The 26020-nt window shown below is 69.5% G+C and carries 21 protein-coding genes; 16 read left to right on the forward strand and 5 right to left on the reverse strand.

Annotated features, from left to right (window positions below; all coding sequences use genetic code 11):
* The first annotated feature begins 39 nt into the window (after positions 1-39).
* The 9 genes from EX20_RS23040 to EX20_RS23080 all read left to right on the forward strand — a co-directional run bounded on the left by EX20_RS23040 (position 40) and on the right by EX20_RS23080 (position 7462).
* Complete coding sequence (locus EX20_RS23040) at positions 40-228, forward strand: hypothetical protein (protein ID WP_014724447.1); 189 nt, start codon at positions 40-42, stop codon at positions 226-228.
* Between the two features lie 371 nt (positions 229-599).
* On the forward strand, positions 600-1799 hold the full coding sequence (locus EX20_RS23045; protein ID WP_014724449.1) for an aminotransferase-like domain-containing protein: 1200 nt from the start codon (positions 600-602) through the stop codon (positions 1797-1799).
* A gap of 10 nt (positions 1800-1809) precedes the next feature.
* Entirely contained in the window at positions 1810-1995 is a 186-nt protein-coding gene (locus tag EX20_RS23050) for a hypothetical protein (RefSeq protein ID WP_011881355.1), read from the forward strand.
* Between the two features lie 90 nt (positions 1996-2085).
* Entirely contained in the window at positions 2086-2682 is a 597-nt protein-coding gene (locus EX20_RS23055) for a pyridoxamine 5'-phosphate oxidase family protein (RefSeq protein ID WP_034194886.1), read from the forward strand.
* Between the two features lie 180 nt (positions 2683-2862).
* Positions 2863-4140 carry an epoxide hydrolase family protein gene (locus EX20_RS23060; protein WP_011881357.1) on the forward strand — a complete coding sequence of 426 codons (1278 nt, stop codon included), beginning with the start codon at positions 2863-2865 and terminating at the stop codon, positions 4138-4140.
* 246 nt (positions 4141-4386) lie between these two features.
* Complete coding sequence (locus EX20_RS23065; RefSeq protein ID WP_034194887.1) at positions 4387-5430, forward strand: alpha/beta fold hydrolase; 1044 nt, start codon at positions 4387-4389, stop codon at positions 5428-5430.
* Positions 5430-5954, forward strand: coding sequence for a cytochrome P460 family protein (locus tag EX20_RS23070; protein WP_014724452.1), 525 nt, complete (start codon positions 5430-5432; stop codon positions 5952-5954). The genes EX20_RS23065 and EX20_RS23070 overlap by 1 nt, the downstream gene beginning before the upstream one ends.
* A 275-nt stretch (positions 5955-6229) precedes the next feature.
* Complete coding sequence (locus EX20_RS23075) at positions 6230-6589, forward strand: DUF4148 domain-containing protein (protein ID WP_034195039.1); 360 nt, start codon at positions 6230-6232, stop codon at positions 6587-6589.
* A gap of 81 nt (positions 6590-6670) precedes the next feature.
* The gene (locus EX20_RS23080) at positions 6671-7462 is read left to right on the forward strand and encodes an alpha/beta fold hydrolase (RefSeq protein WP_034195040.1); all 792 of its coding nucleotides are present in this window, start codon (positions 6671-6673) and stop codon (positions 7460-7462) included.
* Between the two features lie 43 nt (positions 7463-7505).
* Here EX20_RS23080 and EX20_RS23085 read toward each other — a convergent pair whose 3' ends face one another.
* Complete coding sequence (locus EX20_RS23085; protein ID WP_034194888.1) at positions 7506-8120, reverse strand: LysE family transporter; 615 nt, start codon at positions 8118-8120, stop codon at positions 7506-7508.
* 208 nt (positions 8121-8328) lie between these two features.
* On the opposite strand from EX20_RS23085, the gene EX20_RS23090 reads away from it, so the two are divergent.
* Positions 8329-9477: a porin gene (locus EX20_RS23090; protein WP_014724456.1), complete on the forward strand. Its 1149-nt coding sequence runs from the start codon at positions 8329-8331 to the stop codon at positions 9475-9477.
* Between the two features lie 150 nt (positions 9478-9627).
* On the opposite strand, the gene EX20_RS23095 is transcribed toward EX20_RS23090, so the two are convergent.
* Positions 9628-10647, reverse strand: coding sequence for a zinc-dependent alcohol dehydrogenase family protein (locus tag EX20_RS23095; RefSeq protein WP_034194889.1), 1020 nt, complete (start codon positions 10645-10647; stop codon positions 9628-9630).
* A gap of 126 nt (positions 10648-10773) precedes the next feature.
* Here EX20_RS23095 and EX20_RS23100 point away from each other — a divergent pair, with 126 nt between their 5' ends.
* Positions 10774-11727 carry a LysR family transcriptional regulator gene (locus EX20_RS23100; RefSeq protein WP_034194890.1) on the forward strand — a complete coding sequence of 318 codons (954 nt, stop codon included), beginning with the start codon at positions 10774-10776 and terminating at the stop codon, positions 11725-11727.
* 163 nt (positions 11728-11890) lie between these two features.
* Here EX20_RS23100 and EX20_RS23105 read toward each other — a convergent pair whose 3' ends face one another.
* Positions 11891-12823 (reverse strand): LysR family transcriptional regulator, encoded by a 933-nt coding sequence (locus EX20_RS23105; RefSeq protein ID WP_034194891.1) that lies wholly within the window; start codon positions 12821-12823, stop codon positions 11891-11893.
* Between the two features lie 205 nt (positions 12824-13028).
* Between EX20_RS23105 and EX20_RS23110 the strand changes: the two genes are divergently transcribed.
* The 4 genes from EX20_RS23110 to pdeR all read left to right on the forward strand — a co-directional run bounded on the left by EX20_RS23110 (position 13029) and on the right by pdeR (position 21619).
* Positions 13029-13802 (forward strand): putative hydro-lyase, encoded by a 774-nt coding sequence (locus EX20_RS23110; RefSeq protein WP_014724461.1) that lies wholly within the window; start codon positions 13029-13031, stop codon positions 13800-13802.
* A gap of 70 nt (positions 13803-13872) precedes the next feature.
* Positions 13873-15180, forward strand: a complete 1308-nt coding sequence (locus EX20_RS23115) for an MFS transporter (protein WP_011881368.1) — start codon at positions 13873-13875, stop codon at positions 15178-15180.
* Between the two features lie 117 nt (positions 15181-15297).
* The gene (locus EX20_RS23120; RefSeq protein ID WP_034194892.1) at positions 15298-18942 is read left to right on the forward strand and encodes a hydantoinase B/oxoprolinase family protein; all 3645 of its coding nucleotides are present in this window, start codon (positions 15298-15300) and stop codon (positions 18940-18942) included.
* Between the two features lie 673 nt (positions 18943-19615).
* Positions 19616-21619, forward strand: a complete 2004-nt coding sequence (gene pdeR / locus EX20_RS23125; RefSeq protein WP_034194893.1) for a cyclic di-GMP phosphodiesterase — start codon at positions 19616-19618, stop codon at positions 21617-21619.
* Positions 21620-21673: 54 nt separating this feature from the next.
* On the opposite strand, the gene EX20_RS23130 is transcribed toward pdeR, so the two are convergent.
* Positions 21674-22537 (reverse strand): crotonase/enoyl-CoA hydratase family protein, encoded by an 864-nt coding sequence (locus EX20_RS23130; RefSeq protein WP_011881371.1) that lies wholly within the window; start codon positions 22535-22537, stop codon positions 21674-21676.
* Positions 22538-22964: 427 nt separating this feature from the next.
* On the opposite strand from EX20_RS23130, the gene EX20_RS23135 reads away from it, so the two are divergent.
* Positions 22965-24878 (forward strand): DUF3857 domain-containing transglutaminase family protein, encoded by a 1914-nt coding sequence (locus tag EX20_RS23135; RefSeq protein WP_034195041.1) that lies wholly within the window; start codon positions 22965-22967, stop codon positions 24876-24878.
* Positions 24879-24967: 89 nt separating this feature from the next.
* On the opposite strand, the gene EX20_RS23140 is transcribed toward EX20_RS23135, so the two are convergent.
* Positions 24968-26002, reverse strand: a complete 1035-nt coding sequence (locus EX20_RS23140) for an AraC family transcriptional regulator (RefSeq protein WP_014724468.1) — start codon at positions 26000-26002, stop codon at positions 24968-24970.
* Positions 26003-26020 lie beyond the last annotated feature (18 nt).

Consider the following 26020-nt stretch of genomic DNA (forward strand, 5'->3'; position numbering starts at 1 on the left):
GGCCGGCAGCGTCCGGACCATCAGGATCACGGAGAAGACATGGACGAGCGTTCAGCACTGGAAGACCTGAGTGCCCTTGCCGCGACCGGGCATACGACGGCGCATGCCGAGCTTGCGCGCAAATGGTTGGCCCATTTCGGGGCCGACCGCGTGCAGGACCTCGACCTCGGCATGCTCGAGGCGATTGCCTGCTATGTCCGCGACGGCATAGCGCCGCCGCACGGATAGCGCGCGCTTGCGGGCGGCCGGGCCACGGCGCGCCTTGCCGATGCTGCGTCGTGGTGCGTACCGCTGACGATGCGGCGAACTCGCGCCGTGGCCCGGCCGGCCGTGGCGTCGCCGGTGGCAGCTTGCCCGACGGCCGGCCGCACACGTCCGTCAGAGCGGCCGGGCCTCGCTTCGCAACGCCGCAAGGCGCGCGTTCGCCGCGCGCCAATTGATGACCAAACCGCAAGACCTAGTGCGTAGATATCGTTTGCCGCAGCGTTAATGACTGTCGACAATCGTGGCTCGAATTCCCCGCGGCGTGCGCCACGCGCGCCGCGGCGCGCGGCCCCGGCGGCTATCCCGGCCGTCGCCGCCATCCAGCTCACGACGACATGTACGCGTTCACGCCTTCCTTCCAGAATCCCGCCGGTTCGCCGATCCGCGAGCTGTTCAAATACCTGTCCGAGCCGGGGATGATCTCGTTCGCGGGCGGCTACCCGGCCAGCGAGCTGTTCGACGTCGACGGCCTGAACGCGGCCGCCGAGCGTGCATACGCGCAGCCGGTCCGCTGCCTGCAATACGGCCCGACCGACGGCCTCGCCGAACTGAAGCAGCAGCTGATCGCATTGATGGCGCGCCGCAACGTGACCTGCACGCCGGCCGAGCTGCTCGTCACGACCGGCTCGCAGCAGGGCCTCGACCTGCTGCTGCGCGTGATGGTCGCGCCCGGCGACGTCGTGCTGACCGAACAGCCGGCATACCCGGCGACGCTCGCGGCGCTGCGTCTGCAGCAGGCGCACGTCGTGACGATTCCCGTCGACGGCCATGGCCTCGACGTCGAACGCCTCGCGTCGCAGCTCGAAGCCGGCGCGATTGCGCGGCCGAAGCTGTTGTACACCGTCCCGACCTTCGCGAACCCGACCGGCGCGACGCTCAGCCGCGAGCGGCGCATGAAGCTGCTGCGTCTCGCGGTGCAATACCGTTTCCTGATCGTCGAGGACGATCCGTACGGCGATCTGCGCTTCGCGGGCGAAGCGGTGCCGTCCATGCTGGCGCTCGCGAGCGAAGTCGACGGCGCACGCGACTGGATCGTGCACTTCGCGAGCCTGTCGAAGATCGTCGCGCCGGGGCTGCGCGTCGGCTGGACCATCGCGCCGGCCGAGATCGCGCGGCGTTGCGTGATCGCGAAGCAGACGGTCGACCTGTGCAGCACGCCGTGGACGCAGGCGACCGCCGCCGAGTATCTGGCCGACGGTGCGCTCGAACGCCATCTGCCGCGCATCACGGCCGCCTACCGGCGCAAATGCGACGCGCTGTGCGACGCACTGCGCGACGGTTTCGGCGCGGCGATCGCCTTCCATCGTCCCGAAGGCGGGATGTTCGTGTGGGCGCGGCTCGGCGACGTGTCGTCCGACGCGCTGCTGCAACGCGCGATCGCGAACCAGGTCGTGTTCGTGCCGGGCAAGGCGTTCTTCGCGGACCACGTCGACGCCGCATCGCTGCGCCTGTCGTTCGCCGCGCCGGACGTCGACGCGATCCGGGAAGGCGTCGCGCGCCTCGTGCGCGCGTATCGCGCGGCGCTCGCCGCGTGAGGAGACCGCGATGAGCATCGTCACCGACGGCGTCGGATCGACCGGCGCCGCGCCGGTCGTCGCCGCTATCGGGCCGGCCGCGCATCGGTCGTCGCAGATCGGCGCAGGGCCGCAGTACGTCGCGGACGTGCTCGGCCGCTTCGCCGCGGCGCCGGGCGACACGACCGCGGCGACCGTGGTGCGCGGCTACAACTGAGCCGCCCGGCGCACCGCGGCTCACGCGGGAAGCGCGCCGGCGGATCGGTTAAGCTGGCGCGATCGAATTCCTCAACCGCGCCGCGCCATCATGTCCGTTCCAGCTGCCGACTCGCTCGCGCACGTCTACGACCGTCTGTGGTCCTGCCTCGAATCCGGCGTCGGGCCGCAGCGCTCGCCGTTCACGATGGTGCAGGCCGCGACGCTCGGCGTCGACGGTGCACCGAAGGTGCGCACCATCGTGCTGCGACAGGCGAGCCGTGCGGAGCAGCGGCTGTCGTTCCATACCGATGCGCGTTCGGACAAGGTCGCGGAGCCGCGCCGCGATCCGCGCATCGCGATCGTCGCGGCCGATCTCGATGCGCTCGTGCAGATCCGTGTCGAAGGCCGCGCGTCGATCTGCGACGACGACGCGCGGCGTCGCGCGATCTGGGCGTCGAGTCGTCCGCATACGTTGCTGTTGTATCGCGCGCCGTTGCGACCCGGCACGCCGATCGACGCGCCCGGGCACGCGCATGTCGCGCCGGCTCCCGACACGGCATCCGCCGCCGACGGCTACGCGAACTTCTGCGTGCTCGACGTCGCCGTGACGCGCATCGACTGGCTCGACCTCGCGCGCAGCGGCCATCGCCGTGCGCTGTTCGAGCTGCACGACGACGGCTACGACGGGCGCTGGGTCGCACCTTGACCGCACCTTGACCGCGCCGCGCGGCGCACGGCTACAAACGCATACGTACCGGACAAACTCGCGATACATCGGACCTTTCAAATGGGCGACGCCGCACGACCGCGTGCGCCCGCTCGACAGACGGCGCGCCGGCGCGCGCGGCATGTTCACTTTCCACTTCAAGAAAGGAGATGCCGAACGATGTCTTCCACACCTTTTTCCCCGCTGCGTCGCCATCTGCTGGCGTCCTCCATGGCAGCCGGCGTATCGGCGATGCTGCCCACCGCGCTGCACGCGGCCACGGGCAACACCGGCATACGGCCGTTTACCGCTCGCATTCCCGAGCGGGCGCTGACCGACCTGCGCCGCCGCATCGCGGCGACGCGCTGGCCCGGCCGCGAGACGGTCGCCGACGAATCGCAGGGCGTGCGGCTCGCGCGCATGCAGGCGCTGCTGCAGTACTGGGGCAGCGACTACGACTGGCGCAAGGGCGAAGCGCGGCTGAACGGCTTCCCGATGTTCATCACCGAGATCGACGGGCTCGACATCCACTTCATCCACGTGCGGTCGCGGCACGCGAACGCGCTGCCGATGATCATGACGCACGGCTGGCCGGGCTCGGTGTTCGAGCTGGTGAAGGCGATCGGCCCGCTGACCGACCCGACCGCGCACGGCGCGAGCGCCGACGATGCATTTCACGTCGTCGTGCCGTCGCTGCCGGGCTTCGGCTTCTCGGGCCATCCGGCGAAGCCCGGCTGGGGCTCCGACCACATCGCGCGCGCCTGGGGCGAACTGATGGCGCGCCTCGGCTACACGCGCTTCGTGTCGCAGGGCGGCGACTGCGGCTCGGTGATCTCGCACCGGATGGCGATGCAGCGCGTGCAGGGGCTCGTCGGGATTCACGTGAACATGCCGGCGACGGTTCCGCCCGACATCGCGGCGCTGCTGCAGACCGACGCGCCGGCGCCGGCGTCGCTGTCGGCGAAGGAGCGGGCCGCCTACGAGCAGCTCGCGACGTTCTATCGCGACAACACCGGCTATTCGGCGATGATGGTCACGCGTCCGCAGACGGTCGGCTATGCGCTCGCCGATTCGCCGTCGGGGCAGGCCGCGTGGATGTACGACAAGATCTCGCAGTGGACCTACAGCGGCGGCGTGCCCGAACGGTCGATCCCGCGCGACGAGATTCTCGACGACATTTCGCTGTACTGGCTGACCAACTCGGCGACGTCCTCCGCGCAGATCTACTGGGAGGATCACTCGAACAACTTCAATGCGGTGGACCTCTCGCTGCCGGCCGCGATCACCGTGTTCCCCGGCGAGATCTATCAGGCGCCGCGCAGCTGGGCCGAGCGCGCGTATCACGACCTGATCTACTTCAACGAAGTCGACAAGGGCGGCCACTTCGCGGCATGGGAGGAGCCGGAGCTGTTCGCCCGCGAGGTGCGCGCCGGATTCCGGCCGTTGCGGCGCGCTTGAGCGCGGCGGCTGCCGGCCTCGACGGCGGCGGGCCGCCCGTGCGGCCCGCATCGTGCCGCGGCGCCCGCAATTTTGAATCGCCTTGTGTCATCCGCAATTGCAGATACGTTGGGATACAAACCGTCGCGGCCGCTCGGATATAACGTCGGTCAAGCGTTCGGCCCGACCGCGGCCCGCTGCCAACACCGTTCCGAATGCCCGCCCGCGCGGGCTCTTTTCTTAGCGATCGACCCTGGAGAACGAGTCATGTCTGAAACCGTCAATACCCGTCGCCGCCTGCTGCTCGGTACGACCCTCGCCAGCCTGACCCTCGCGGATCTCGGCTTCGGCTCGCCGGCGCAGGCGCAACCCGCGCCCGATGCATCGGCGGCGAGCGGTGCGGCCGCCACCGCGTCGCTCGGCACGATCCACCAGATCGACGCCGGCCTGCTGAACGTCGGGTATGCGGATCTCGGCCCGAAGAACGGCCCCGTCGTGTTCCTGCTGCACGGCTGGCCGTACGACATCTACAGTTATGCGGACGTCGCGCCGCGGCTGACGGCGGCCGGCTATCGCGTGATCGTTCCGTATCTGCGCGGCTACGGATCGACGACGTTCCGCTCGGCCGACACGATGCGCAACGGCCAGCAGGCAGTGACGGCCGTCGACGTCGTCGCGCTGATGGACGCGTTGAAGATCGACCGCGCGGTGTTCGGCGGCTACGACTGGGGTGCGCGCACGGCCGACGTCATCGCGGCGCTGTGGCCGCAGCGCGTGAAGGCGCTGGTGTCGGTGAGCGGCTATCTGATCGGCAGCCAGGCCGCGAACGAGAAGCCGTTGCCGCCGCAGGCCGAGCTGCAGTGGTGGTATCAGTTCTACTTCGCGACCGAGCGCGGCGCGCTCGGCTACGCGCAGAACCGCGACGCGTTCAACAAGCTGATCTGGCAGCTCGCGTCGCCGCAGTGGAAGTTCTCCGACGAGACGTTCGCGCGCAGCGCGGCCGCGTTCGACAACCCCGACCACGTCGCCGTCGTGATCCACAACTATCGCTGGCGGCTCGGGCTCGCGCAGGGCGAGGCGCAATACGACGACATCGAGCGACGCCTCGCGGCCGGCCCGACGATCGCGGTGCCGACCATCACGATGGAGGGCGACGCGAACGGCGCGCCGCATCCGCAACCGGCCGCGTATGCGAAGAAGTTCATCGGCAAGTACCAGCACCGGACGATCACCGGCGGCATCGGCCACAACCTGCCGCAGGAAGCGCCGCAGGCGTTCGCCGAGGCGATCCTGCACGTGGAGCATCTGTGATGCGCGCGCGTGCGGCGGTGCGCAGTGCGGCCCGTTGCGTGCTGGCGGCGGGCGTGCTGCTGGCCATCGCCAGCGGCCCGTTCGCGTTCGCCGAGCGGCCGAAGCCGGCCGCGTCGCCGCTCTACGGCGTGACGATTCCGCCCGGCTACCGCAAGTGGGAGATGGTCGCGCCGGCCGAGGAAGCGGCGCCGCTCGACGAACTGCGCGTGGTGCTCGGCAACCCCGTCGCGATGCGCGCGCTCGAGCGTTCGACGCTGCCGTTCCCGGACGGCACGATCCTCGTGAAGCTCGCGTACAAGCGCAAGCAGTCAGACGAGTTCGCGCCGGCCACGGTGCCCGGCCAGGCGACGACCGTGCAGGTGATGGTGAAGGATTCGCGGCGCTATGCGGCGACCGGCGGCTGGGGTTTCGGGCGCTTCATCGACGGCGTGCCGGCCGATCTCGGGCAGCACCAGACGTGCTTCGCGTGTCATCAGGCGCGCGTGAAGAACCACGACTACGTGTTCACGCGGCTCGCGCCTTGACGCGACCCGTCGCGTCCGGTGGGCGCAGTTCGACGAAGGCGTGCCGCGCGCGGCACGCCTTTTTTCATCGTGGCGCGCGATGCGTCGTCCGACCGTTTTGTATCGCACTGTATCGGGCGCCGTCGTGGAAACGTCTGCTTGCACGGCACGGGGGTTTCGGAAACATGCCGGATACGTGAGCGGGTTCTACTGTCGACATGCAGCAAGCGTTCGGTGGCACGCGCAGGATCGCCGCCCCCATGATCGACCGACCCACCTTGTTCAAGGAGAACACCATGAAAGCCGCCCGAATCCTCGCCGTCGCCGTCCTCGCCGCCATCCCCGCGTTGTCGTTCGCCGCTACCGGCCACGGCCTCACGCGCGCCGACGTGCGCGCCGAGCTGATCCGCCTCGAGCACGCCGGATACAACCCGGCAGGCAGCGAAGCGAATTACCCGGACGACATCGAAGCCGCGCAGCGCGTGCTGGCCGCGCAGCAGGTCGCACGCTCCGACCAGAACGGCCCGTCGAAGTCGCAGGACGACCAGACCGCCGCGCTCGCGCCGGCCGCCCGCTACGAAGTAGCCGACACGCACGCGGCACGCGCTGCGCGCTACCCGCGCCCGGCCACCGACGATCTGTACGCGCATTCGTGATGCGCGGCCGCGCCTGCGTCACGCCGGCGCGGCATCACCGCACTTCATCCAGTCGACGACACGAAGCAAAGGAGCATGACGATGTTGGGTTTGACGAAACGGCTGCTGCTGTCCGCGGCGGTGCTGGCAGGACTGTCCGGCGCGGTCGCGGCGCACGCCGCACCGAAGCAGGACTTGAAAGGGACCAACGTCGTGCTCGTGCACGGCGCGTTCGCCGACGGCTCGAGCTGGAGCCGCGTGATTCCGCTGCTCGAAGCGCGCGGCCTGCATGTGGTCGCGGTGCAGAATCCGCTGAGTTCGCTCGCCGACGACACGGCCGCGACCCGGCGCGCCATCGACGCGCAGACCGGACCGGTCGTGCTGGTCGGCCATTCGTGGGCCGGCGTCGTGATCAGCGAGGCGGGCAACGACGCCAAGGTGAAGTCGCTCGTCTACGTCGCCGCGTTCGCGCCGGACGACGGCCAGTCGATCGCTGACGTCACGCAGGGGCTGCCCGCGCCCGCGTGGGCCGGCGAGCTGCGCAAGGACGCGGCCGGCTTCACGACGCTGTCGGACCGCGCGATCGCGCAGGACTTCGCGCCGGACCTGTCGCCCGCGCAGCAGCGCGTGGTCGCGGCGACGCAGGGGCCGTGGTACGGAGGCTGCCTTTCGGAGAAGGTGACGCAGGCCGCGTGGCATGCGAAGCCGTCGTCGTTCGTCGTCACGACACAGGACCGGATGATCGATCCGAAGCTGCAGGACGCGATGGCGAAGCGGAGCGGCGCGACGGTCACGCACGTGCGCGCGAGCCACGTCGCGATGCTGAGCCAGCCGAAGGCGGTGGCCGATGCGATCATCGCGGCTGCCGAGCGCGCGCAGCACGATGCACGATGAATGACGCGGCGCCGCGCGTGCCGCCGCGCGATCGTGCGGCCGCTCAGCGCCCGGCCAGCATCTTCCCGCCGACCCCCATCAGCAGCAGCCCGGCCGTCGTATCGAGCACGGCCTTGCGCGCGACCAGCAGGCGGCGCACCGCCGGGTGCGACGCGAGCAGCGCCATCGCGCCGTACCACGTGCCGGAGATCGCGATCGACAGCGCGACGACCGCGCCGTCGAACCATGCCGGCGCCTGGGCCGGGACCATCAACGCGAAGATGCTGCCGTAGAACGCGACGGCCTTCGGGTTCGTCATGCTGACCACATAGCCTTTTCTCGCGGCCTGCCAGCCGCCCGCCGTTGCGGGCGCGGCGGGCGCTGCCGGCTGGCCGGCGGCCAGCAACATTTTCAGACCGAGCCAGATCAGATAGAGGGCGCCCGCGAGCCGCAGCGCCGTGTGCACCCATGCAACGTGGGTCACGAGCAGGCTCAGGCCGCCGATCGCGATCGCGGCCCAGCTGCCGGACGCGGCGGCGAGGCCCAGCGCGGTCATCACGCCGGCGCGGCGCCGGGCGAGCGCGGTCGACGTGACGATGACGAAGTTCGGTCCCGGGCTGGCGACACTCAGCAGCAGGACGCCGGCGAGCGGCAGCAGGGCGGTGGCGGCGGTCGACATGGGATGGGCGGCGAATCGGAGCGGGCTTTCATCTTACAGAATGCCGCCCGACTATCTGCGAGATTGTTGACGAAGTTGGAAAGGTCCAATCCAGAAACAGCAATAGGTGTCGCGTATATGACCGATTATTCTCCGGGTCGCAGTTCCGGCCACGCGCGCAAATGCTGTCGGAGTGCTTACAAAATTAATTTGCTCAGGGAGGCCTTTCATGAGACGTATCGTCGTTCCCGCCGGTATCGGCGCGATTTTCGCTATTGCAGCACCTTCCGCGTTCGCGCAGAGTTCGGTCACGTTGTACGGCCTCGTCGATACGGCCATTCGTTATCAGACGAATGCCGCACCCGACGGCAAGGACCTGATCGGCATGACGGTCGGCCCGGAAACGCACAGCCGCTGGGGCTTGCGCGGCAGTGAGGATCTCGGCGGCGGGCTGGCCGCGATCTTCCGTCTCGAGAACGGCTTCGAACTCGGCGACGGCAAGCTGCACGTCGCGAACACGCTGTTCAGCCGGCAGGCGTACGTCGGGCTGTCGAGCGACCGCTACGGCGCGCTGACGTTCGGTAACCAGTACGCGCCGGTGTACGACACGATGGGCGACATCTTCGACCCGATGACCGTCGGCGATTACTGGCAGGACAGCTGGGCCTACAACGGGATCGGCAACTTCCTGACGGTGCAGAACTCGGTCAAGTACAAGTTCGCGTACCGCGGCTTCAGCGTCGACGCGATCTACGGCTTCGGCAATCATGCCGGCGCGATGGGCCTCGACAGCACCTACGGCGTCGAACTGACCTATGCGCAAGGGCCTGCATCGGTCAACGCAGGCTATCAGCAGACTTCGGTGTCGTCGCTGAACGGCAGCGCGGTCAACGGCGCGAAGGTGAGCTTCCTGCACCTGAGCGGCGCGTACCAGATCACGCCGACCGTGCGCCTGCTCGCGGGCTGGCTGCATGGCCAGGACAAGACCGGCACGACCGACTTCAACATGCAGCAGTCGGGCGCACCGACGCTCAACGGCAGCAGCCCGAACCGGATCGACGACACGTTCTACGTCGGCGCGAACTGGCAGGCCACCGCGCCGCTGCTGATCACGGTCGCCGGCTACTACGGCCACGCGCGCAACGCGGAGCGGCTCGACGGCACGCTCGGCTCCGGCATCAACTACTCGGCGACCGTGCTGGCCGAGTACTCGCTGTCGAAGCACACCGAGGTGTACGGTACGGTCGACTTCGCGCGCGGCAACGGCGCGTTCGCGGCCGATTACCCGGGCGCGACGAACCGGCTGACGGGCAAGGTCGACCAGATCGGCCGGACCAACAACGTCGGCGCCGCGATCGGCCTGCGTCAGATGTTCTGACGACGGCGTGCACGACGCATGAAACGAAACGCGGCGCCCGAGGGCGCCGCGTTTTGCTTTGGGCGTGGGCGCGGCCGGCGCGGCCGCGATCGCGCCGACCGCGACGATCGGACGGACGACGGTTGCCACGGCTGCCCGCACCGTCACGCCTTACGACGCGACGCGAATCACCACCTTGCCGAAGTGCTGCCCGGACTGCAGGTACGCGTACGCGTGCGGCGCTTCGTCGAAGCCGAACACGCGATCGACCACCGGCTTGATCCGTTGCGCGTCGACCACGCGCACGACGTCGTCGAGCATCGCGCGGCTGCCGACCATCAGGCCGTGCAGCCGCCGGAAGCCGCCGATCAGCGACAGCAGCCCGAGCTCCGGACCGCCGAAGCTGCTGAGGCCGCCGATCACCGACACGGTGCCGCCGATCTTCGTCGCGGCCACCGAGCGCGGCAGCGTATCGCGGCCGCCGACTTCGACGACCAGATCCGCACCGTCGCCGCCGGTGAGCCGCAGGACTTCGTGCTGCCAGTCGGGTATCGCCCGGTAGTTGATGGTTGCGTCCGCACCGAGTGCGCGGGCGCGTTCGAGCTTCGCGTCGCTCGACGACGTGACGATCGTGCGCAGCCCGGCCGCGTGCGCGAGCTGCAGCGCGACGATCGACACCCCGCCGGTGCCGAGCAGCACGACGGTCGCGCCCGGCCGCAGCGCGCCGTCGACGAACAGTGCGTTCCACGCGGTGATGCCCGCACACGACAGCGTCGCCGCTTCGTCGTAGTCCAGATGTGGCGGAATCGCGACGAGCGCGGCTTCGTCGGACACGAACCGTTCCGCGAGCACGCCGTCGAATTGCGCGCCCGGCGAACCCGATACCTTGTGCGGCGTCGGCGGCCCGTCGATCCAGCGCGGAAAGTAGCTGTTGATCACGCGGTCGCCCGGCTTGAAGCGGGTGACGTCGCGGCCCGTTTCGACGACTTCGCCGGCGCCGTCGGCGACGGGGATCAGCGCGTCGGTGCCGATGCCGAGATAGTCGCCGCGCGCGAACATCAGGTCGCGATAGTTCAATGAGGCCGAGTGGATCTTCACGACGACGTTGGTCGGCCCGACGGCGCGCGCGGTCGCGTCGATGCGGCGTAGCCCGGCAATGCCGTCGCCCGGTTTGACTTGCCATGCGTGCATGTCGACTCCTTTTTCGAGATAGTCGGGACTATCATAGTGTCGCGCACGGGGACGCATTGGCGAGAATTCGGCCGACGATTGGTGCCGGCGCGGACACAACCCGTCATCGCATCGGAGCGGAGCCCCATGGACGAACGACTGAGAGGCGTCGCGGAATTTGTCGACGTGGTGGAATCGGGCAGTTTCGCGGCGGCGGCGCTGCGCGCCGGCAAGACGCGCTCGGCCGTCGCGAAGGTCGTCGCGCGGCTCGAACAGCGTCTCGGCGCGCGCCTGCTGCGACGCACGACACGCCAGCTCGGGCTCACCGACGAAGGGCTCATCTATTACGAGCAGTGTCGCCGGCTGCTGGCGGAGCTGGGCGAAACGGAGGCCGCGCTCGACGCGGGCCGCCGCGAGCCGGCCGGGCGCGTGCGCATTAGCGTGCCCGTGCTGTTCGGCCGACAGTGCGTGGCGCCCGTGGTGCGGCGTCTGGTCGAGCGGTATCCGAAGCTCGAAGTCGATCTGTCGTTCAGCGATCGCATCGCCGATCTCGTCAACGACGGTTTCGACGTGGCGGTGCGCATCGGCGAGCTGGCCGATACGAGCGCGCTCGTCGGCCGGAAGCTCGGCGTGCAGCGGATGGGCATCTGCGCAGCGCCGGCGTATCTGTCGCGGCACGGCAGGCCGTCGGGGCTCGACGAACTCGCGTCGCACGTCGGCATCGCGTATTCGCGCGGCGGGCAGCCGTCGCCGTGGCGCGTCATCGGCGCCGACGGCACGGTGCGGGAGCATCGCCCGGCCTGCCGCCTGCGGCTGGACGACCTGCTGGCGATCGCCGACGCGGCCGCCGCCGGCGCGGGCCTCGCCTGGCTGCCGTGCTGGCTGATGGCGCCGTACGTGCGCGACGGGCGCCTCGCGCTCGTGATGGACAGCGACAGCGTGTCGGGCGCGGAGGTGTTCGCGGTGCGGCCGGCGTCGCGCCACGTACCGTCGAAGGTGCGTGTCGTCGTCGATGCGCTCGTCGACGAGATTCCGCAGATGCTCGCGTCCGACGACGCCGACGGAGAACGCGCGCCGCGACGCGCGAGCCGCACGCGGTAGCCACGGCGCACGTACGCCAGCACGACGCACGGGCGCGAGCATTCGGCTATCGGCGAAAGCGCGTCGGCGTACGCGGATGGCCGGGCATGGCGGTTGCGGCAACCGGCTCGTATCCGGCGATGCCCGACCTCGTTAAGCGCAAGAGCAGTGACCCGTCACCGCGTCACAGCGCTTCCACCAGCAACCGGTTGCTGTTCCCGCAATACTCATGACACGCGGCGCGCGCGGCGATCGACGCGCCGTGCACGAACTTCGGCGCATCCGCGCGCCGTGACATCGACACCACGATCGACGGGGGCAACGGCTGCAGCGGCAGCTCGACCACCTCACCGCGCTCGATCAGCGCATCGACGAACAGCACCGGAATCGCCGCGACGCCGAACCCGTCGCGCACCAGCTGCACGATGACCGAGATCGACGGCGAGCCGGTGATGCGCGTCTCCGACAGCGGCACGCCGTGCGCGTGCGCGAGCGTGCGCACGATGTCCTCGAGGGCGCGATGCGGCGCGGTCCCGCGCCCGTAGGTCAGGATCGGCTGACGCAGCACCTGCCGCGCGAGGCCCGTGCGCGTGTTCGGCAGCAGCCCCGCGCGGGCGATCCAGCGCACCGGATAGTTCGCGAGCGCGTCGCACACCACCGACGGCTCGTCGCTGCCTTCCACCCGAATGATCAGATCGAGCTCGCCGGCCATCAGCCGGCGCTGCAGCACGACGCTGACGTCGACGGTCAGGTCGACCTCCAGTTGCGGATAGTCGGCGGCGAGCCGGCGCAGGTAGTGCGGCAGCCAGCTGTGCACGACCGTCTCGATCACGCCGAGCCGCAGCTTGCCGCGCAACGCGCTGTCGCCGGCCGCGGCCGCCTGCAGCTCCTGCGTCGCGGCGACGACGGCCTTCGCGTAGCCGAGCAGGTATTCGCCGTGCGCGGTGAGGCGGAATTCGCGGCTGTCGCGGTCGACGAGCACCGTCTGCAACTCGTCCTCGAGCGCCTTCACGCGCTGCGAGATCGCGGCCGGCGTCGCATGCAGCTCAGCCGCCGTGGTGCGGAAGCTGCGCAGCTTCGCGAGCGTGACGAAGGTTTCGAGAAAGCGCGTGTTCATGGGCGATCGGTGGACGTGGGACGCGCAGCTTGCCGGTGAAGAAAACTGAACGGGATCGGGGAAGACCCCGATACGCGTTAAGGAATTCTATACACCGGCAGCAAAAAAACTCGTTGGCCGGCCAATTTTTTCTTTCCTATTCTTCGCCGTATCCGCTGACGCAAGCGCGTCATCCCGACCACCGACCGATCCTCAGAGCACCTACATGACCCCTTCAGAATTCCGCCGGTCCGTACGCAGCGGCGCGTTCCGCGGCCCGACGGCCGGCCAGTGCGGGCCGTTCGCGCAGGCGAACCTCGCCATCCTGCCGAACGCGCATGCGCACGATTTCCTGCGCTTCTGTCATGCGAATCCGAAGGCGTGTCCGCTGCTGGGTGTCGGCGAGCCGGGCGCGTTCCGGGTCGACGTGCTCGGCGCGGATCTCGACGTGCGCACCGACGTGCCGAGCTACAACGTGTACCGCGACGGCCGGCTGACCGAGCGCGTCGATTCGCTCGAAGCGCTGTGGCGCGACGATTTCGTCGTGTTCGCGATCGGCTGCTCGTTCTCGTTCGAGGACATGCTCGCACGCGAAGGGATCGCGCTGCGCCATATCGAAGAAGGCCGCAACGTGCCGATGTACCGCACGTCGATTCCGAACCGCCGGGCGGGCATCTTCGGCGGCCAGCTGGTCGTGTCGATGCGCCCGCTGCGCGGCGCCGACGCGATTCGCGCGGTGCAGATCACGAGCCGCTTTCCCGGCGTGCACGGCGCGCCCATCCATATCGGCCATCCGCAGGCGTTGGGCATCGCCGATCTCGGCGCGCCCGATTTCGGCGACGCGGTGACGGTGCGCGACGACGAACTGCCGGTGTTCTGGGCGTGCGGGGTGACGCCGCAAACCGCGCTGATGGAAGCGAAGCTGCCGCTCGCGATCGCGCATACGCCCGGCTACATGCTGATCACCGACATGACGAACGCGTCGCTCGCGGTGTTCTGAGCCGGCGTCCGCCGGCGCGACTTACCCGACGCGCATCGACCGAACCGCACACTTCGACAGGAGCTTCACCATGGAAAGCAAGACGCTCGCGGCGCCCGCCGCCGATCCGACGGGCCCCGCACGCAACGACAACGGCCTGTTCGGATGGTATGCGCACGCGCAGCCGCGCGAGCGCCGCGCGTTCTGGAGCTGCAAGGTCGGCTACATGCTCGACGGGATGGACACGCAGATGCTGTCGTTCGTGATCCCGACGCTCGTCGCGACGTGGGGCATTTCGCTCGCGGACGCCGGCTTCATCGGCACGATGACGCTGCTCGCATCGGCGCTCGGCGGCTGGCTCGCGGGCATCCTGTCGGACCGGATCGGCCGCGTGCGCACGCTGCAGCTGACCGTGCTGTGGTTCGCGGTGTTCACCGCACTGTGCGGGCTCGCGCAGAACTACTCGCAGCTGCTCGCGGCGCGCGCGCTGATGGGCTTCGGCTTCGGCGGCGAATGGACGGCCGGCGCGGTGCTGATCGGCGAAGTGATCCGCGCGCGCGACCGCGGCAAGGCGGTCGGGCTCGTGCAGTCGGGCTGGGCGATCGGCTGGGGCCTGGCGGCGCTGCTGTATGCGCTGCTGTTCTCGGTGCTGCCGGCCGAGCAGGCATGGCGCGCGCTGTTCCTCGTCGGCCTCGCGCCCGCGCTGCTGGTGGTCGTGATCCGTCGCTACGTGAAGGAGCCGGACGTCTACGAAAAGGAGAAGGCCGCGCAGCGCGCGACCGACGCGCCGCGCCTCACCGAAATCTTCGCGCCGAAGCTGCTGTCGACCACACTGCGCGCGGCGCTGCTGACCACCGGCGCGCAGGGTGGCTATTACGCGATCACGACGTGGCTGCCGACGTTCCTGAAGACCGAGCGGCACCTGACCGTGATGGGCACGGGCGGCTATCTCGCGACGATCATCGTCGGCTCGTGGATCGGCTATCTGACGAGCGCCTACCTGACCGACCGTCTCGGCCGCAAGCCGAACTTCATCCTGTTCGCGCTCGGCTCGATGGTGATCGCATTCGCCTACACGTCGCCGGCGCTGCATCTGACGAACACGTCGATGCTGTGGCTCGGCTTTCCGCTCGGCTTCTTCGCGTCGGGCATCTTCTCCGGGATGGGTGCGTTCCTCACCGAGCTGTTCCCGACCCGCGTGCGCGGCTCGGGGCAGGGCTTCTGCTACAACGTCGGCCGCGCAGTCGGCGCGCTGTTTCCGTTCCTGATCGGCGCGCTGTCGAAGCACTACGGGCTCGGCGCGAGCATCGGCATCTTCGCGGTCGCCGCATACGGCGTGTTGATCGTCGCCGCGCTGACGCTGCCCGAAACGCGCGGCCGCGAACTCGACGCCGCGTAAGCGCACCGCGCCCGCCGCTTCACCTTCCCACGTTCATCGAAGCCCACCCGCGGCGCGCGACGCGCGCCGTGCGGCGGCGCTCGTCCTCCGCTTCAACGACGCATCGACTTCAACGCCATGACCGACCGACACACTTCCCCCGTTTCCTCCGACGCCGCGCGCTGGCAATTCTGGATCGACCGCGGCGGCACGTTCACCGACATCGTCGCGCGCCGCCCGGACGGCACGCTCGTCACGCACAAGCTGCTGTCGGAAAACCCCGAGCAGTATCGCGACGCAGCGGTGGCCGGCATCCGCCATCTGCTCGGCCTCGCCGACGGCGAGCCGATCACGCCCGAGCGCGTCGAGATGGTGAAGATGGGCACCACGGTCGCGACCAACGCGCTGCTCGAGCGCAACGGCGAGCGCACCGCGCTCGCTACGACGCGCGGCTTTCGCGACGTGCTGCGCATCGCGTATCAGAACCGGCCGCGGCTGTTCGATCTCGACATCGTGCTGCCCGACGCGCTGTACGAGACGGTCGTCGAGATCGACGAGCGGATCGGCGCGCACGGCGACGTCGTCGTGCCGCTCGACCTGCACGGCGCCGAAGCCGCGCTGCGCAGCGTGTTGGATACCGGCGTGCGTGCGCTGGCGATCGTGCTGATCCACGGCTACCGGCACACCGCGCACGAGCGCGCGCTCGCGGTGCTGGCGCGCCGGATCGGCTTCACGCAGGTGTCGGTGTCGCACGAGGTGTCGCCGCTGATGAAGATGGTGCCGCGCGGCGACACGACCGTGGTCGACGCATACCTGTCGCCGATCCTGCGCCGCTACGTCGAGCAGGTCGCGCACGAGATGCCCGGCGTGAACCTGCAGTTCATGCAGAGCAGCGGCGGCCTCACGCGCGCCGACGCGTTCCAGGGCAAGGACGCGATCCTGTCGGGGCCGGCCGGGGGCATCGTCGGGATGGCGCGCGCCGCGCGCGCGGCCGGCTTCGAGCGCATGATCGGCTTCGACATGGGCGGCACGTCGACCGACGTATCGCACTACCACGGCGAGTTCGAGCGCGTGTTCGACACGCAGGTGGCCGGCGTGCGGATGCGCGCGCCGATGATGAGCATCCACACGGTCGCGGCCGGCGGCGGCTCGGTGCTCGGCTTCGACGGCGCGCGGCTGCGCGTCGGGCCGGAGTCGGCCGGCGCGAACCCCGGGCCGGCCGCATACCGGCGCGGCGGCCCGCTGACGGTGACCGACTGCAACGTGATGCTCGGCAAGATCCAGCCCGAGCACTTCCCGCGCGTGTTCGGCCCGAACGCGGACCAGCCGCTCGATCGCGACGGCGTCGTCGCGAAGTTCGCCGCGCTCGCCGACGAAATCCACGCGGCGACTGGCCGGCGCGAGACGCCCGAGGCGCTCGCCGAAGGCTTCCTGGAGATCGCGATCGGCAGCATGGCGAACGCGATCAAGAAGATTTCCGTGCAGCGCGGCCACGACGTGTCGCGCTACGTGCTGACGACCTTCGGCGGCGCGGGCGGCCAGCACGCGTGCGGCGTGGCCGACGCGCTCGGGATGACGCAGGTGTTCGCGCACCCGCTCGCGGGCGTGCTGTCCGCCTACGGGATGGGGCTCGCCGACCAGACCGCGATGCGCGAGGCCGCGATCGAAGCCGTGTTGTCCGACGCGTCGCTGCCGGGGCTGAACGCGGCGCTCGACCGCCTCGCCGACGACGCGATCGGCGCGCTGCTCGAGCAGGGCGTGGCGCCCGAGCGCATCGCCACCGAGCGGCGCGTGCACCTGCGCTACCAGGGCACCGATTCGGCGCTCGACGTGCCGGCCGGCAGCGTCGCCGCGATGCAGCAGGCGTTCGAGGCCGCGTACCGGCAGCGCTATGCGTTCCTGATGCCCGGCACGCCGCTGGTGGCCGAGCTGGCGTCGGTCGAGGCGATCGGCCGCTCCGACGCGCCGGTCGACGTCGCGCCGCTCGCGCCGCGCGACGCGGCGGCGAGCGTGCCCGTGCACGACACCGTGCGGTTTTATTCGGGCGGCCGCTGGCACGATGCGGCGCTCTACGTGCGCGACGCGCTGCTGGCCGGCGACACGATCGACGGCCCGGCGATCGTCGCCGAGCGCAACGGCACGACGGTCGTGGAGCCGGGCTGGCGCGCGCAGATGACCGCGCAGGGCAACCTCGTGCTGACCCGCACGACGCCGCTGCCGGTGCGCCGCTCGCTCGGCACCGAGGCCGATCCGGTGCGGCTCGAGATCTTCAACAACCTGTTCATGTCGATCGCCGAGCAGATGGGGCTGCGGCTGCAGAACACCGCGTATTCGGTGAACATCAAGGAGCGGCTCGACTTCTCGTGCGCGATCTTCGACGGCGCCGGCAACCTGATCGCGAACGCGCCGCACATGCCCGTGCATCTGGGCTCGATGGGCGAGAGCATCCGCACGGTGATCGAGCGCAACCGCGGCCGCATGCGCGACGGCGACGTGTTCATGCTGAACGATCCGTATCACGGCGGCACGCATCTGCCCGACGTCACGGTGATCACGCCGGTGTTCGCGGACGATGCCGACACGCCGCTGTTCTACGTCGGCTCGCGCGGCCACCACGCGGACATCGGCGGCACCACGCCCGGCTCGATGCCGCCCGATTCGACCCACATCGACGAAGAAGGCGTGCTGATCGACAACTGGCAGCTCGTGTCGGCGGGCGTGCTGCGCGACGCCGAGACGCGCGCGCTGCTCGCGTCGGGCCGCTATCCGGCGCGCAACGTCGAGCAGAACATGGCCGACCTGCGCGCGCAGATCGCGGCGAACCAGAAGGGCGTCGACGAGCTGCGGCGGATGGTCGCGCAGTTCGGCCGCGACGTGGTGGTCGCGTTCATGGCGCACGTGCAGGACAACGCGGAAGAAGCGGTGCGACGCGTGATCGGCGCGCTGCAGGACGGCGCCTATCGCTATCCGCTCGACAACGGCGCGGAGATTCGCGTCGCGATCCGCGTCGACCGCGCGGCGTGCAGTGCGCGGATCGACTTCAGCGGCACGTCCGCGCAGCTCGACAACAACTTCAACGCGCCGAAGGCCGTCTGCATGGCCGCGGTGCTGTACGTGTTCCGCACGCTGGTCGGCGACGACATTCCGCTGAACGCCGGCTGCCTGAAGCCGCTCGACGTGATCGTGCCGGCGCGCTCGATGCTCAATCCCGAGTATCCGGCGGCCGTCGTGTCGGGCAACGTCGAGACGTCGTCGGCGATCACCAATGCGCTGTACGGCGCGCTCGGCTGCGTCGCGTCGAGCCAGGGGACGATGAACAACTTCACGTTCGGCAACGCGCGCTACCAGTACTACGAGACCATCGCGGGCGGCAGCGGTGCCGGCGACGGCTTCGCCGGCGTGGGCGCGGTGCAGACCCACATGACGAACTCGCGGCTGACCGATCCGGAGGTGCTCGAATGGCGCTACCCGGTGCGGCTCGAGTCGCACCGGCTGCGCGCCGATTCCGGCGGGCGCGGGCGCTGGCGCGGCGGCGACGGTGCGGTGCGGCGGATCCGCTTCCTCGAGCCGATGACCGCATCGATCCTGTCGAACAACCGGATCCATGCGCCGTTCGGCGCGGCGGGCGGCCAAGCGGGCGCGCTCGGGCGCAACACGATCGAGCGCGCCGACGGCACCGTCGAGACGCTCGCGCATATCGGCCGCGCGCAGATGGCGGCCGGCGACGTGTTCGTCGTCGAAACGCCGGGCGGCGGCGGGTACGGCTTCGTCGACGGCGAATAGGCATGACGCGCGCCGGTGCGGCCGTATGCGCGGCGTGCGATTTTCCGCGCGGGCGGGGCGCCTCGCTGTATTAGTACCGGTTCCACCGCGCGTCGCGTGGCCGCCCGCGTGCCGATATGGATGCGATTCGTCCGATGGAACGCCGCAACGGGACGGGAATTAATATGCGCCAATACGCATGCATTCTGATGCGTACGGCAATAAAAATCCGGCTTCCCGCGCTAATGCGCATTGCGTTCCGACCCCGGCCGCACACGTCACCGCCGCTTGATTGCCGCGCTCGTCCGCTGCGCCGCAAAAGCCCGCCGGACGCGGCTTCCCGGCGGCCCCCACCACGCGCTTCGACGCCCGCGCAAGTCGCGGGCGCGACGCGGCGCGCATTCATGGGAAATCGTTGTCAATCATTGCGTGATTCCTTGACACTCGCCGTCAAATGTGAGTGTCAATCCGCATCGTCATTTGATAAGATGGGTTACATCATTCGTTTGAATAATCCTGCGCGCGTCGAGCGCGAATGCCGGGTCGCATTGGTTGAAAACACGTACGGAACGAGGGCCGCTGTCCCTGTCGTCACGACTGCGCCGCCGCGCATGCGCGGTGCACCTGCAGCGACCGATGGCAGATGGCTCGCCTCCGTCTACACTATGCGTTTTTTCTGGATCGGGGCGTGTCGATGGATGACGAAAACGATTGCGCGGTGCTCGAAGCGCATCTCGGTACGCGCAGCCCATGCTGGCGCCTCGGTAGCGACAGCAATGCACTCGAACTGGCCGCGCAGCGCGGCTGTACCAATGTCGCCGTCGCGCTGACCGGCGAGCAGGCCGCGCGCATCCGCGTGCTCACCGGCGTCACGTCGCACCTCGTGCTCGAGCTCGCGTTGTTCGGCGATCCGGTGAGCCTGCACCTCGTCGGCCGCAAGGTCGACACCGCCAACTGGGCCGGCACCGCGTCCGCCTACTCGGATACCGAGTCCGTCGCGGCCGACCTCGCCCACGGGCTCGCGTTCGCCGAGCAGGTCGTGTCCGAAGTGAATTCGCTCGTCGTGATTCTCGACCGCAACGGCATGGTGCAGCGCTTCAACCGTCTGTGCGAGGAAGTGACGGGTAAGCGCGAAGTCGACGTGATCGGCCGCAGCGCGTTCGAGCTGTTCATGAGCGCCGAGCAGGGCGAGCAGTCGCGCCACAACATCACGGGCTTTTTCGCGAGCAACCGGCCGTTCGCGGTCGAGCGCTACATCAACACGGTCAACGGGCCGCGCCTGTTCCAGTTCCGCAACAAGTTCGTGCAGAGCGGCAGCGGCGTCGACGAGCAGTACCTGATCTGCTCGGGCATCGACATCACCGAGGAGCGCAACGCGCAGCAGCGGCTCACCGAGCTCGCGAATACCGACGTGCTGACCGGGCTGCCGAACCGCCATGCGATCAGCGAGCGCATCCGCATCGCGCTCGCGGCCGATCGCAGCGACGTGCGCGGCCAGGTCGGCATCCTGTTCCTGGATCTCGACAACTTCAAGCGCGTCAACGACCACTACGGGCACATCACCGGCGACCGGCTGCTGCAGGACGTGTCGGCCGTGATCGGCGGCTGCCTGCCGTCGGGCGCGACGCTGGCGCGCCTCGGCGGCGACGAATTCCTCGTGCTGTTCGAGCACGGCACGCGGCCGCTGCTCGAGGCGACCGCACAGATCATCCTCGAGCGGCTGCGCACGCCGATCCATCTGGGGCTCGTGGAGGTCTACACGAGTTGCTCGATCGGCATCGCGATGTATCCGCAGCACGGCGATTCGCTCGAGACGCTGATCCGCAGCGCGGACACCGCGATGTATGTCGCGAAGGAAGAAGGCAAGCACACGTACCGCGTGTTCTCGCTGGAGATGAACCAGAAGGTCGCGAAGTACATGTGGCTCGACACCAACCTGCGCAAGGCGCTCGAGGACGAGCAGTTCGTGCTGCATTACCAGCCGGTCGTCGACATCGCCACCGGCGACGTGCGCAGCGTCGAGGCGCTGATCCGCTGGCAGTCGCCCGATCGCGGGCTCGTCGCGCCGGTCGAGTTCATCCGCTTCGCCGAGGAGTCGGGGCTGATCGCGCCGCTCGGGCGCTGGGTGATGCGCACCGCGGCCGCGCAGGCCGCCGCATGGAAGGCGCAGGGGCTCGGCGTGCGGATCGCGGTGAACGTGTCCGCGCGGCAGTTGCAGGACATGAACGTGGTCGATCAGTTCGCGTCGATCCTCGACAGCGCCGGACTGAAGCCGAGCCTCGTCGACGTCGAGCTGACCGAGAGCAGCTTCATCGAGGACGAGAACGCGGCGCACGGGCTGATGAAGCAGTTCCGCCAGCTCGGCGCGCAGATTCACCTCGACGATTTCGGCACCGGCTATTCGTCGCTGTCGCAGTTGTCGCGGCTGCCGCTCGATTCGATCAAGCTCGATCGCAGTTTCATCACCGGCATCGATCGCAACACGCGCTCGCAGGCGCTGGTGAGCTCGGTCGTGTCGCTCGCGCGGGCGCTGAGCTTCTCGGTGGTCGCCGAGGGCGTCGAGACGCGCGCGGAGGCCGAGTTCCTGAAGCAGATCGATGTCGACCGCGCGCAGGGTTTCTACTATGCGCGGCCGATGCCGGCTCAGGCCTTCGAGGCGTGGCTCGCCGAAACGAGAAAGCTCAGGCTGATCGCCTGAGCGTGTCCGCATCGCGGGCGCGCCGCCGCGACGCGGCGGCGCGCTCCGCTTCCGTTACACCGTGCGCAGCTTCGACACGCGCCGGTTCTGCAGCATCACCAGGCGTTCCATGTAGGCGAGGTCCTTCGGCTCGATCGTGAACGCCGCGTGAACCCATTGCTCGGTGATGTCCATCAGCTCGGAACGCGTGAGCTGGAACACGCGCTCACGCGCGCGCAGCATCGCCCGGATGCCGTTCAGCTTCGGCTTGACCACGTCGATGAAGGTGCGTGTCGTGACGTACGCGTCGCCCGCGTCGAACGTCTCGTCGACGAGCCCGCGATCCTCGTACCACTCGGCCGCATGCGCCTCGCCCGACGCGATCAGCGTCTCCGCGAGGCCGCGGTCCGCCTTGCGCGCGACGAGCGAATAGCCGCCCATGCCCGGGAACAGGTTGAACGCGATCTCGGGGAAGCCGAGCTTCACGCCCTTTTGCGCGAGGATGTAGTGATGCGCGAGCGCGGCCTCGAAGCCGCCGCCGAGCGCGCTGCCTTCGATCATCGCGATCGAGATCGCGCCGGTGCCGAAGCCCGTGTAGATCTCGTACACGCCGTCGATGCACGAGCGCGCATAGGCCATCAGCTGATCGCGTCTGCCGCTGCGGATCGCGTCGACGAAGAAGCTCAGGTCGCCGCCGACGTTGAACAGCTCGGGGACGAGCGAGCCCGTCACCCAGAAGTCGAACGGCAGGCCCGAATCGCGTGCGACGCGCGCGAGGTGGATGATGTCCGTGACGAGCTGCTGGTTGAAGCACGGACGCGGCTCCGATCGCAGCATCATCCACATGACGTTGCGGCCTTCTTCGTAGAACGCGGTCAATTGCGTGAGTTCGCCTGCTTCATGGAACGGACGGCACGCCGGATGGGATTGGAGTTGCATGGTATGTCCTCGTGAGATGTGGTTCTTCGGAAAGCGCCGCGGCCGGCGTCGCGGAAAAACAGGCCCCCGGACGGCGCCGGTCGCGAGGCACCGCCATTGTTGCGCGCGCACAAATGCCGAAATGCGGGGAACAACGCACGAGTTGGGCGCTTACGCGAGCCGCGCACGCGGCGAGCGATGTGATCGCGCGAGTGGAGAGGGAGGGGTGGTGCCGCGCGCGTGCGCTTGCCGCGTGGCGGCGGCAACGGGCAGGGTGGTTTCGTGCGGGGAGAGCGAATGCCGGGCGGGTTGACGCTGGGCGGTGCGGCGAACACACTGGCTGAGCGAACCGGGCGAGCCGACCTCATCGGCTCGCGCGCGTTGCAGCCGGCGCCGATACGCCGGCCGAATTCCTGACCCGAACCCCCACGCGTTGGAGCGCTTCGACGTGGTGCGATTTCCCTTCCGCCGGTCCGGCAGCGGGCCGCGTCGCGCCTTTGCATGGGCGGCGGCGGTCGCCGCCGTCGCGCTGACCGCCGCGCGCCCCGTGCCCGCCGCCGACACGGGCGACGCGGCGCCCGTCACGCTCGTCGACGATGTCCACGTATTCGTGATCCAGCGCGACGGCTCGCTCGACGAGGACGACGATTCGACGCTGCGCGCCAACGACGCGAGCGGCATCGATGCGATTGCGCAGCGCTACGTCTGGTACGACAAGAATCTGGAGAAGGTCGAGCTGGTGGCGGCGGAGACGATCGATCGCGACGGCGTCGCGCATCCGGTCGGCGCCGACGGCATCCGCGACGTGCAGGAGCCGCGCTCGGCCGGCGCGCCGACGTTTCAGGACGGGCTGCTGCGCACGGTGGTGTTTCCCGGCGTCGAGGCCGGCTCGCGCACCCGCATCGCATTCCGCAAGTCACGCACGAAGCCGGTCAACGCGGGCTACTTCGGCTACTACGTCGAACCGTCGCGCGAGCCGGTGGAGCATCAGCGGCTGATCTTCGACGTGCCGGCCGACATGCCGCTGCATGCGGACGCGCGCGGCTACGTCGCGTTGCCGCCGGTGACCGCGAACGGCCGCACGCGCTACGCGTTCGATTACCGGCATGGGCCGTACGAGCGGATCGAGAGCGGCTCGGTCGGTTATCAAACTTACGGCGACCGGCTCGTGGTGTCGACGCTGCCGGACTACGCGGCGTTCGCCGCGCGGTATCGCAACGCGGCCGTCGATGCGGGCGCGCACGATCCGGCCGTCGTGCAACTGGCGCGCGCGCTCACCGCCGATGCCGACGGCGCGCGCGGCAAGGCGCGCATCCTGTACGACTGGGTGCAGGCGAACGTGCGTTACGTCGCGATCTTTCTCGGCGAGACGGCCGCCGCGCCGCATCGCGTGACCGACATCCTGCGCAACCGCTACGGCGACTGCAAGGACCACGTCGCGCTATTCGGCGCGTTGCTCGCGGCGGTCGGTATCCGCAGCGAGCCGGTGCTGATCAACCTCGGCGCGGTGTACACGCTGCCGTCGGTGCCCGGTTACGGCGGCGGCGCGATCAATCATGCGATCACGTGGCTGCCCGAGCTCGGCCTGTACGCCGATACGACGACGGCCGGCATCGCGTTCGGCTACCTGCCGCCGATCGTGATGGACCGGCCGGCGCTGCTGGTCGACAGCGGCGTGCTGTCGCGCACGCCGGCCACGCAGCCGCGGCGCCGCACCGCGCGGCTCGCGATCGATGCGGCGCAGGCGGGCGCCGCGCCGTTCCACGCATTCGTCGAAGACGACGGCTGGACGGCCGAGCTCGAGCGCAACCTGTTTCGCCGTGCGCCGGCCGAGCGGATCGGCCAGCTCGCGAACGAACGCCTGCGGCAAACCGGGCTGCGCGGCCGCGCGCAGATCGAGACGAGCGATCGCCGCGCGACGGACGGCCCGTTCGACGTGACGTTTGCCGGCACGCTCGATCATTTCGTGTGGCCGGACGGCACGACCGCGGTGCCGGCGTTGTCGAGCGTCACGGGCGGCATCGCGACGCAGATCGAAGGGTGGCTCGCCGAACCGATGCGCACGCAACCATGGACCTGCATCGGCGGCACGTTCGACGAGACCGGCCAGATCGCGCTGCCGGCCGGCGCGGCGCTGACGGACCTGCCGGCCGACACGATCGTGCATGGGCGCTTCGTCGACTTCACGTCGCATTACGTGTTCGACCCGGTCGCGCGCATCGTGCAGGTCACGCGCCGGATGACGGCGGCGTTCGGCACACAGGTTTGTTCACCTGAAGTGTTCGCGGCGTTGCGCGGTTCGCTGGAGCGTATCGAACGCGATACGCAGGCGCAGATCGTCGTGCGGGTCGGGCAACGGTGAGCGTCGAGTGCGGTGTGATGGGAGGCGCGGTCGAAACCAACGCCGCGGCAACCAAACCCAGCCCCGCCGCATCGACCGAGCCACTCCCCCTAAACCTCCGCCCGCGCATCGCCCTCCGCACGCACCGCACCGGGCGGCCGGCCGACCACGCGCTTGAACGCGCGGCTGAACGCGGCGAGCGATCCGTAACCGAGCCGGTACGCGACCGTCTCGATGGTGTCGCGGTCGCGCGCGATCCACTGCGCGGCGAGCCGCATCCTCAGCTCGGTCAGGTAGCGCACCGGCGTCATCCCGGTGGCGGCGAGAAACCGCTCGGCGAACACCGAGCGCGACACGCCGGCGGCGGCGGCCAGTTCCGCGACGCTCCAGTTGCGCCCCGGATCGCGATGCAATGCGACGATCGCGCGGCCGAGCTTCGGCTCGCGCAGCGCCTGCACCCATCCGGTGGCGTCGCCGCAGCCGCACTCGACCCAGCCGCGCACGATGAACGCGGCGACCACGTCCGCGAGCCGCGCGAGGATGCCCGCGAAGCCCGCGCGTTCCGAGCAGGATTCGCGCTCCATCGCGTCGAGCATCGGGCGGATTTCCGGGTAGCGGGCGAGCAGCGTGCCGACGTGCATGAACGCCGGCATCGTGCCGACGAGCGGCTGCATGCCGCCCAGATCGAGTTCCATGCACGCGCTGAAGATCAGCGCGTCGCCGGCGGCCGGCTCCGTCGCCGCGCACGCCCCGACGCCGACCGATGCCACCGTGTCGCAGATCTTCGCGGCCTCGAAGCCGCCGATCTCGCGGCACGGCGCATCGCGGTCCGACAACAGCGCATGCGTGCGGCCGTGCGGCAGCAGCACCGCGTCGCCGGCCTCGAGCTGCATCGTCGTGCCGTCCGCGTCGCGCAGCAGCACCGGTCCGCGCCCGACGAAATGGAACTGCGCGCGCCCCGGCGCATGGCCGAAGCTCAGCCCGAACGGCCGCGCCACCTGGATCCGGCGGTATTGCACGCCGCTCAGCCGCATCCCGAGCAGCAGTTCGCTGACGAGGTCGTGCGGGTCGGACGTCGGTGGGAGCAACGGAGTGGACATTGCGAAATCCGGACGATGGATCAATAAGAACGGATTGTATGTCATAGACCGTCCTGTCGTTGT

Source organism: Burkholderia sp. WP42, from assembly GCF_000745665.1.
GTDB lineage: Bacteria > Pseudomonadota > Gammaproteobacteria > Burkholderiales > Burkholderiaceae > Burkholderia > Burkholderia vietnamiensis.

Bases quoted from the DNA above. Each gene is read 5' to 3' on its own strand.
- EX20_RS23100 (WP_034194890.1), top strand. From the start codon at position 10,774: ATGGACGAACGACTGAGAGGCGTCGCGGAATTTGTCGACGTGGTGGAA.
- EX20_RS23045 (WP_014724449.1), top strand. From the start codon at position 600: ATGTACGCGTTCACGCCTTCCTTCCAGAATCCCGCCGGTTCGCCGATC.
- EX20_RS23065 (WP_034194887.1), top strand. From the start codon at position 4,387: ATGTCTGAAACCGTCAATACCCGTCGCCGCCTGCTGCTCGGTACGACC.
- EX20_RS23055 (WP_034194886.1), top strand. From the start codon at position 2,086: ATGTCCGTTCCAGCTGCCGACTCGCTCGCGCACGTCTACGACCGTCTG.
- EX20_RS23090 (WP_014724456.1), top strand. From the start codon at position 8,329: ATGAGACGTATCGTCGTTCCCGCCGGTATCGGCGCGATTTTCGCTATT.
- EX20_RS23095 (WP_034194889.1), bottom strand. From the start codon at position 10,647: ATGCACGCATGGCAAGTCAAACCGGGCGACGGCATTGCCGGGCTACGC.
- EX20_RS23115 (WP_011881368.1), top strand. From the start codon at position 13,873: ATGGAAAGCAAGACGCTCGCGGCGCCCGCCGCCGATCCGACGGGCCCC.
- EX20_RS23075 (WP_034195039.1), top strand. From the start codon at position 6,230: ATGAAAGCCGCCCGAATCCTCGCCGTCGCCGTCCTCGCCGCCATCCCC.
- EX20_RS23060 (WP_011881357.1), top strand. From the start codon at position 2,863: ATGTCTTCCACACCTTTTTCCCCGCTGCGTCGCCATCTGCTGGCGTCC.
- EX20_RS23140 (WP_014724468.1), bottom strand. From the start codon at position 26,002: ATGACATACAATCCGTTCTTATTGATCCATCGTCCGGATTTCGCAATG.
- EX20_RS23040 (WP_014724447.1), top strand. From the start codon at position 40: ATGGACGAGCGTTCAGCACTGGAAGACCTGAGTGCCCTTGCCGCGACC.
- pdeR (WP_034194893.1), top strand. From the start codon at position 19,616: ATGGATGACGAAAACGATTGCGCGGTGCTCGAAGCGCATCTCGGTACG.
- EX20_RS23080 (WP_034195040.1), top strand. From the start codon at position 6,671: ATGTTGGGTTTGACGAAACGGCTGCTGCTGTCCGCGGCGGTGCTGGCA.
- EX20_RS23070 (WP_014724452.1), top strand. From the start codon at position 5,430: ATGCGCGCGCGTGCGGCGGTGCGCAGTGCGGCCCGTTGCGTGCTGGCG.
- EX20_RS23120 (WP_034194892.1), top strand. From the start codon at position 15,298: ATGACCGACCGACACACTTCCCCCGTTTCCTCCGACGCCGCGCGCTGG.
- EX20_RS23110 (WP_014724461.1), top strand. From the start codon at position 13,029: ATGACCCCTTCAGAATTCCGCCGGTCCGTACGCAGCGGCGCGTTCCGC.
- EX20_RS23050 (WP_011881355.1), top strand. From the start codon at position 1,810: ATGAGCATCGTCACCGACGGCGTCGGATCGACCGGCGCCGCGCCGGTC.
- EX20_RS23130 (WP_011881371.1), bottom strand. From the start codon at position 22,537: ATGCAACTCCAATCCCATCCGGCGTGCCGTCCGTTCCATGAAGCAGGC.
- EX20_RS23105 (WP_034194891.1), bottom strand. From the start codon at position 12,823: ATGAACACGCGCTTTCTCGAAACCTTCGTCACGCTCGCGAAGCTGCGC.
- EX20_RS23085 (WP_034194888.1), bottom strand. From the start codon at position 8,120: ATGTCGACCGCCGCCACCGCCCTGCTGCCGCTCGCCGGCGTCCTGCTG.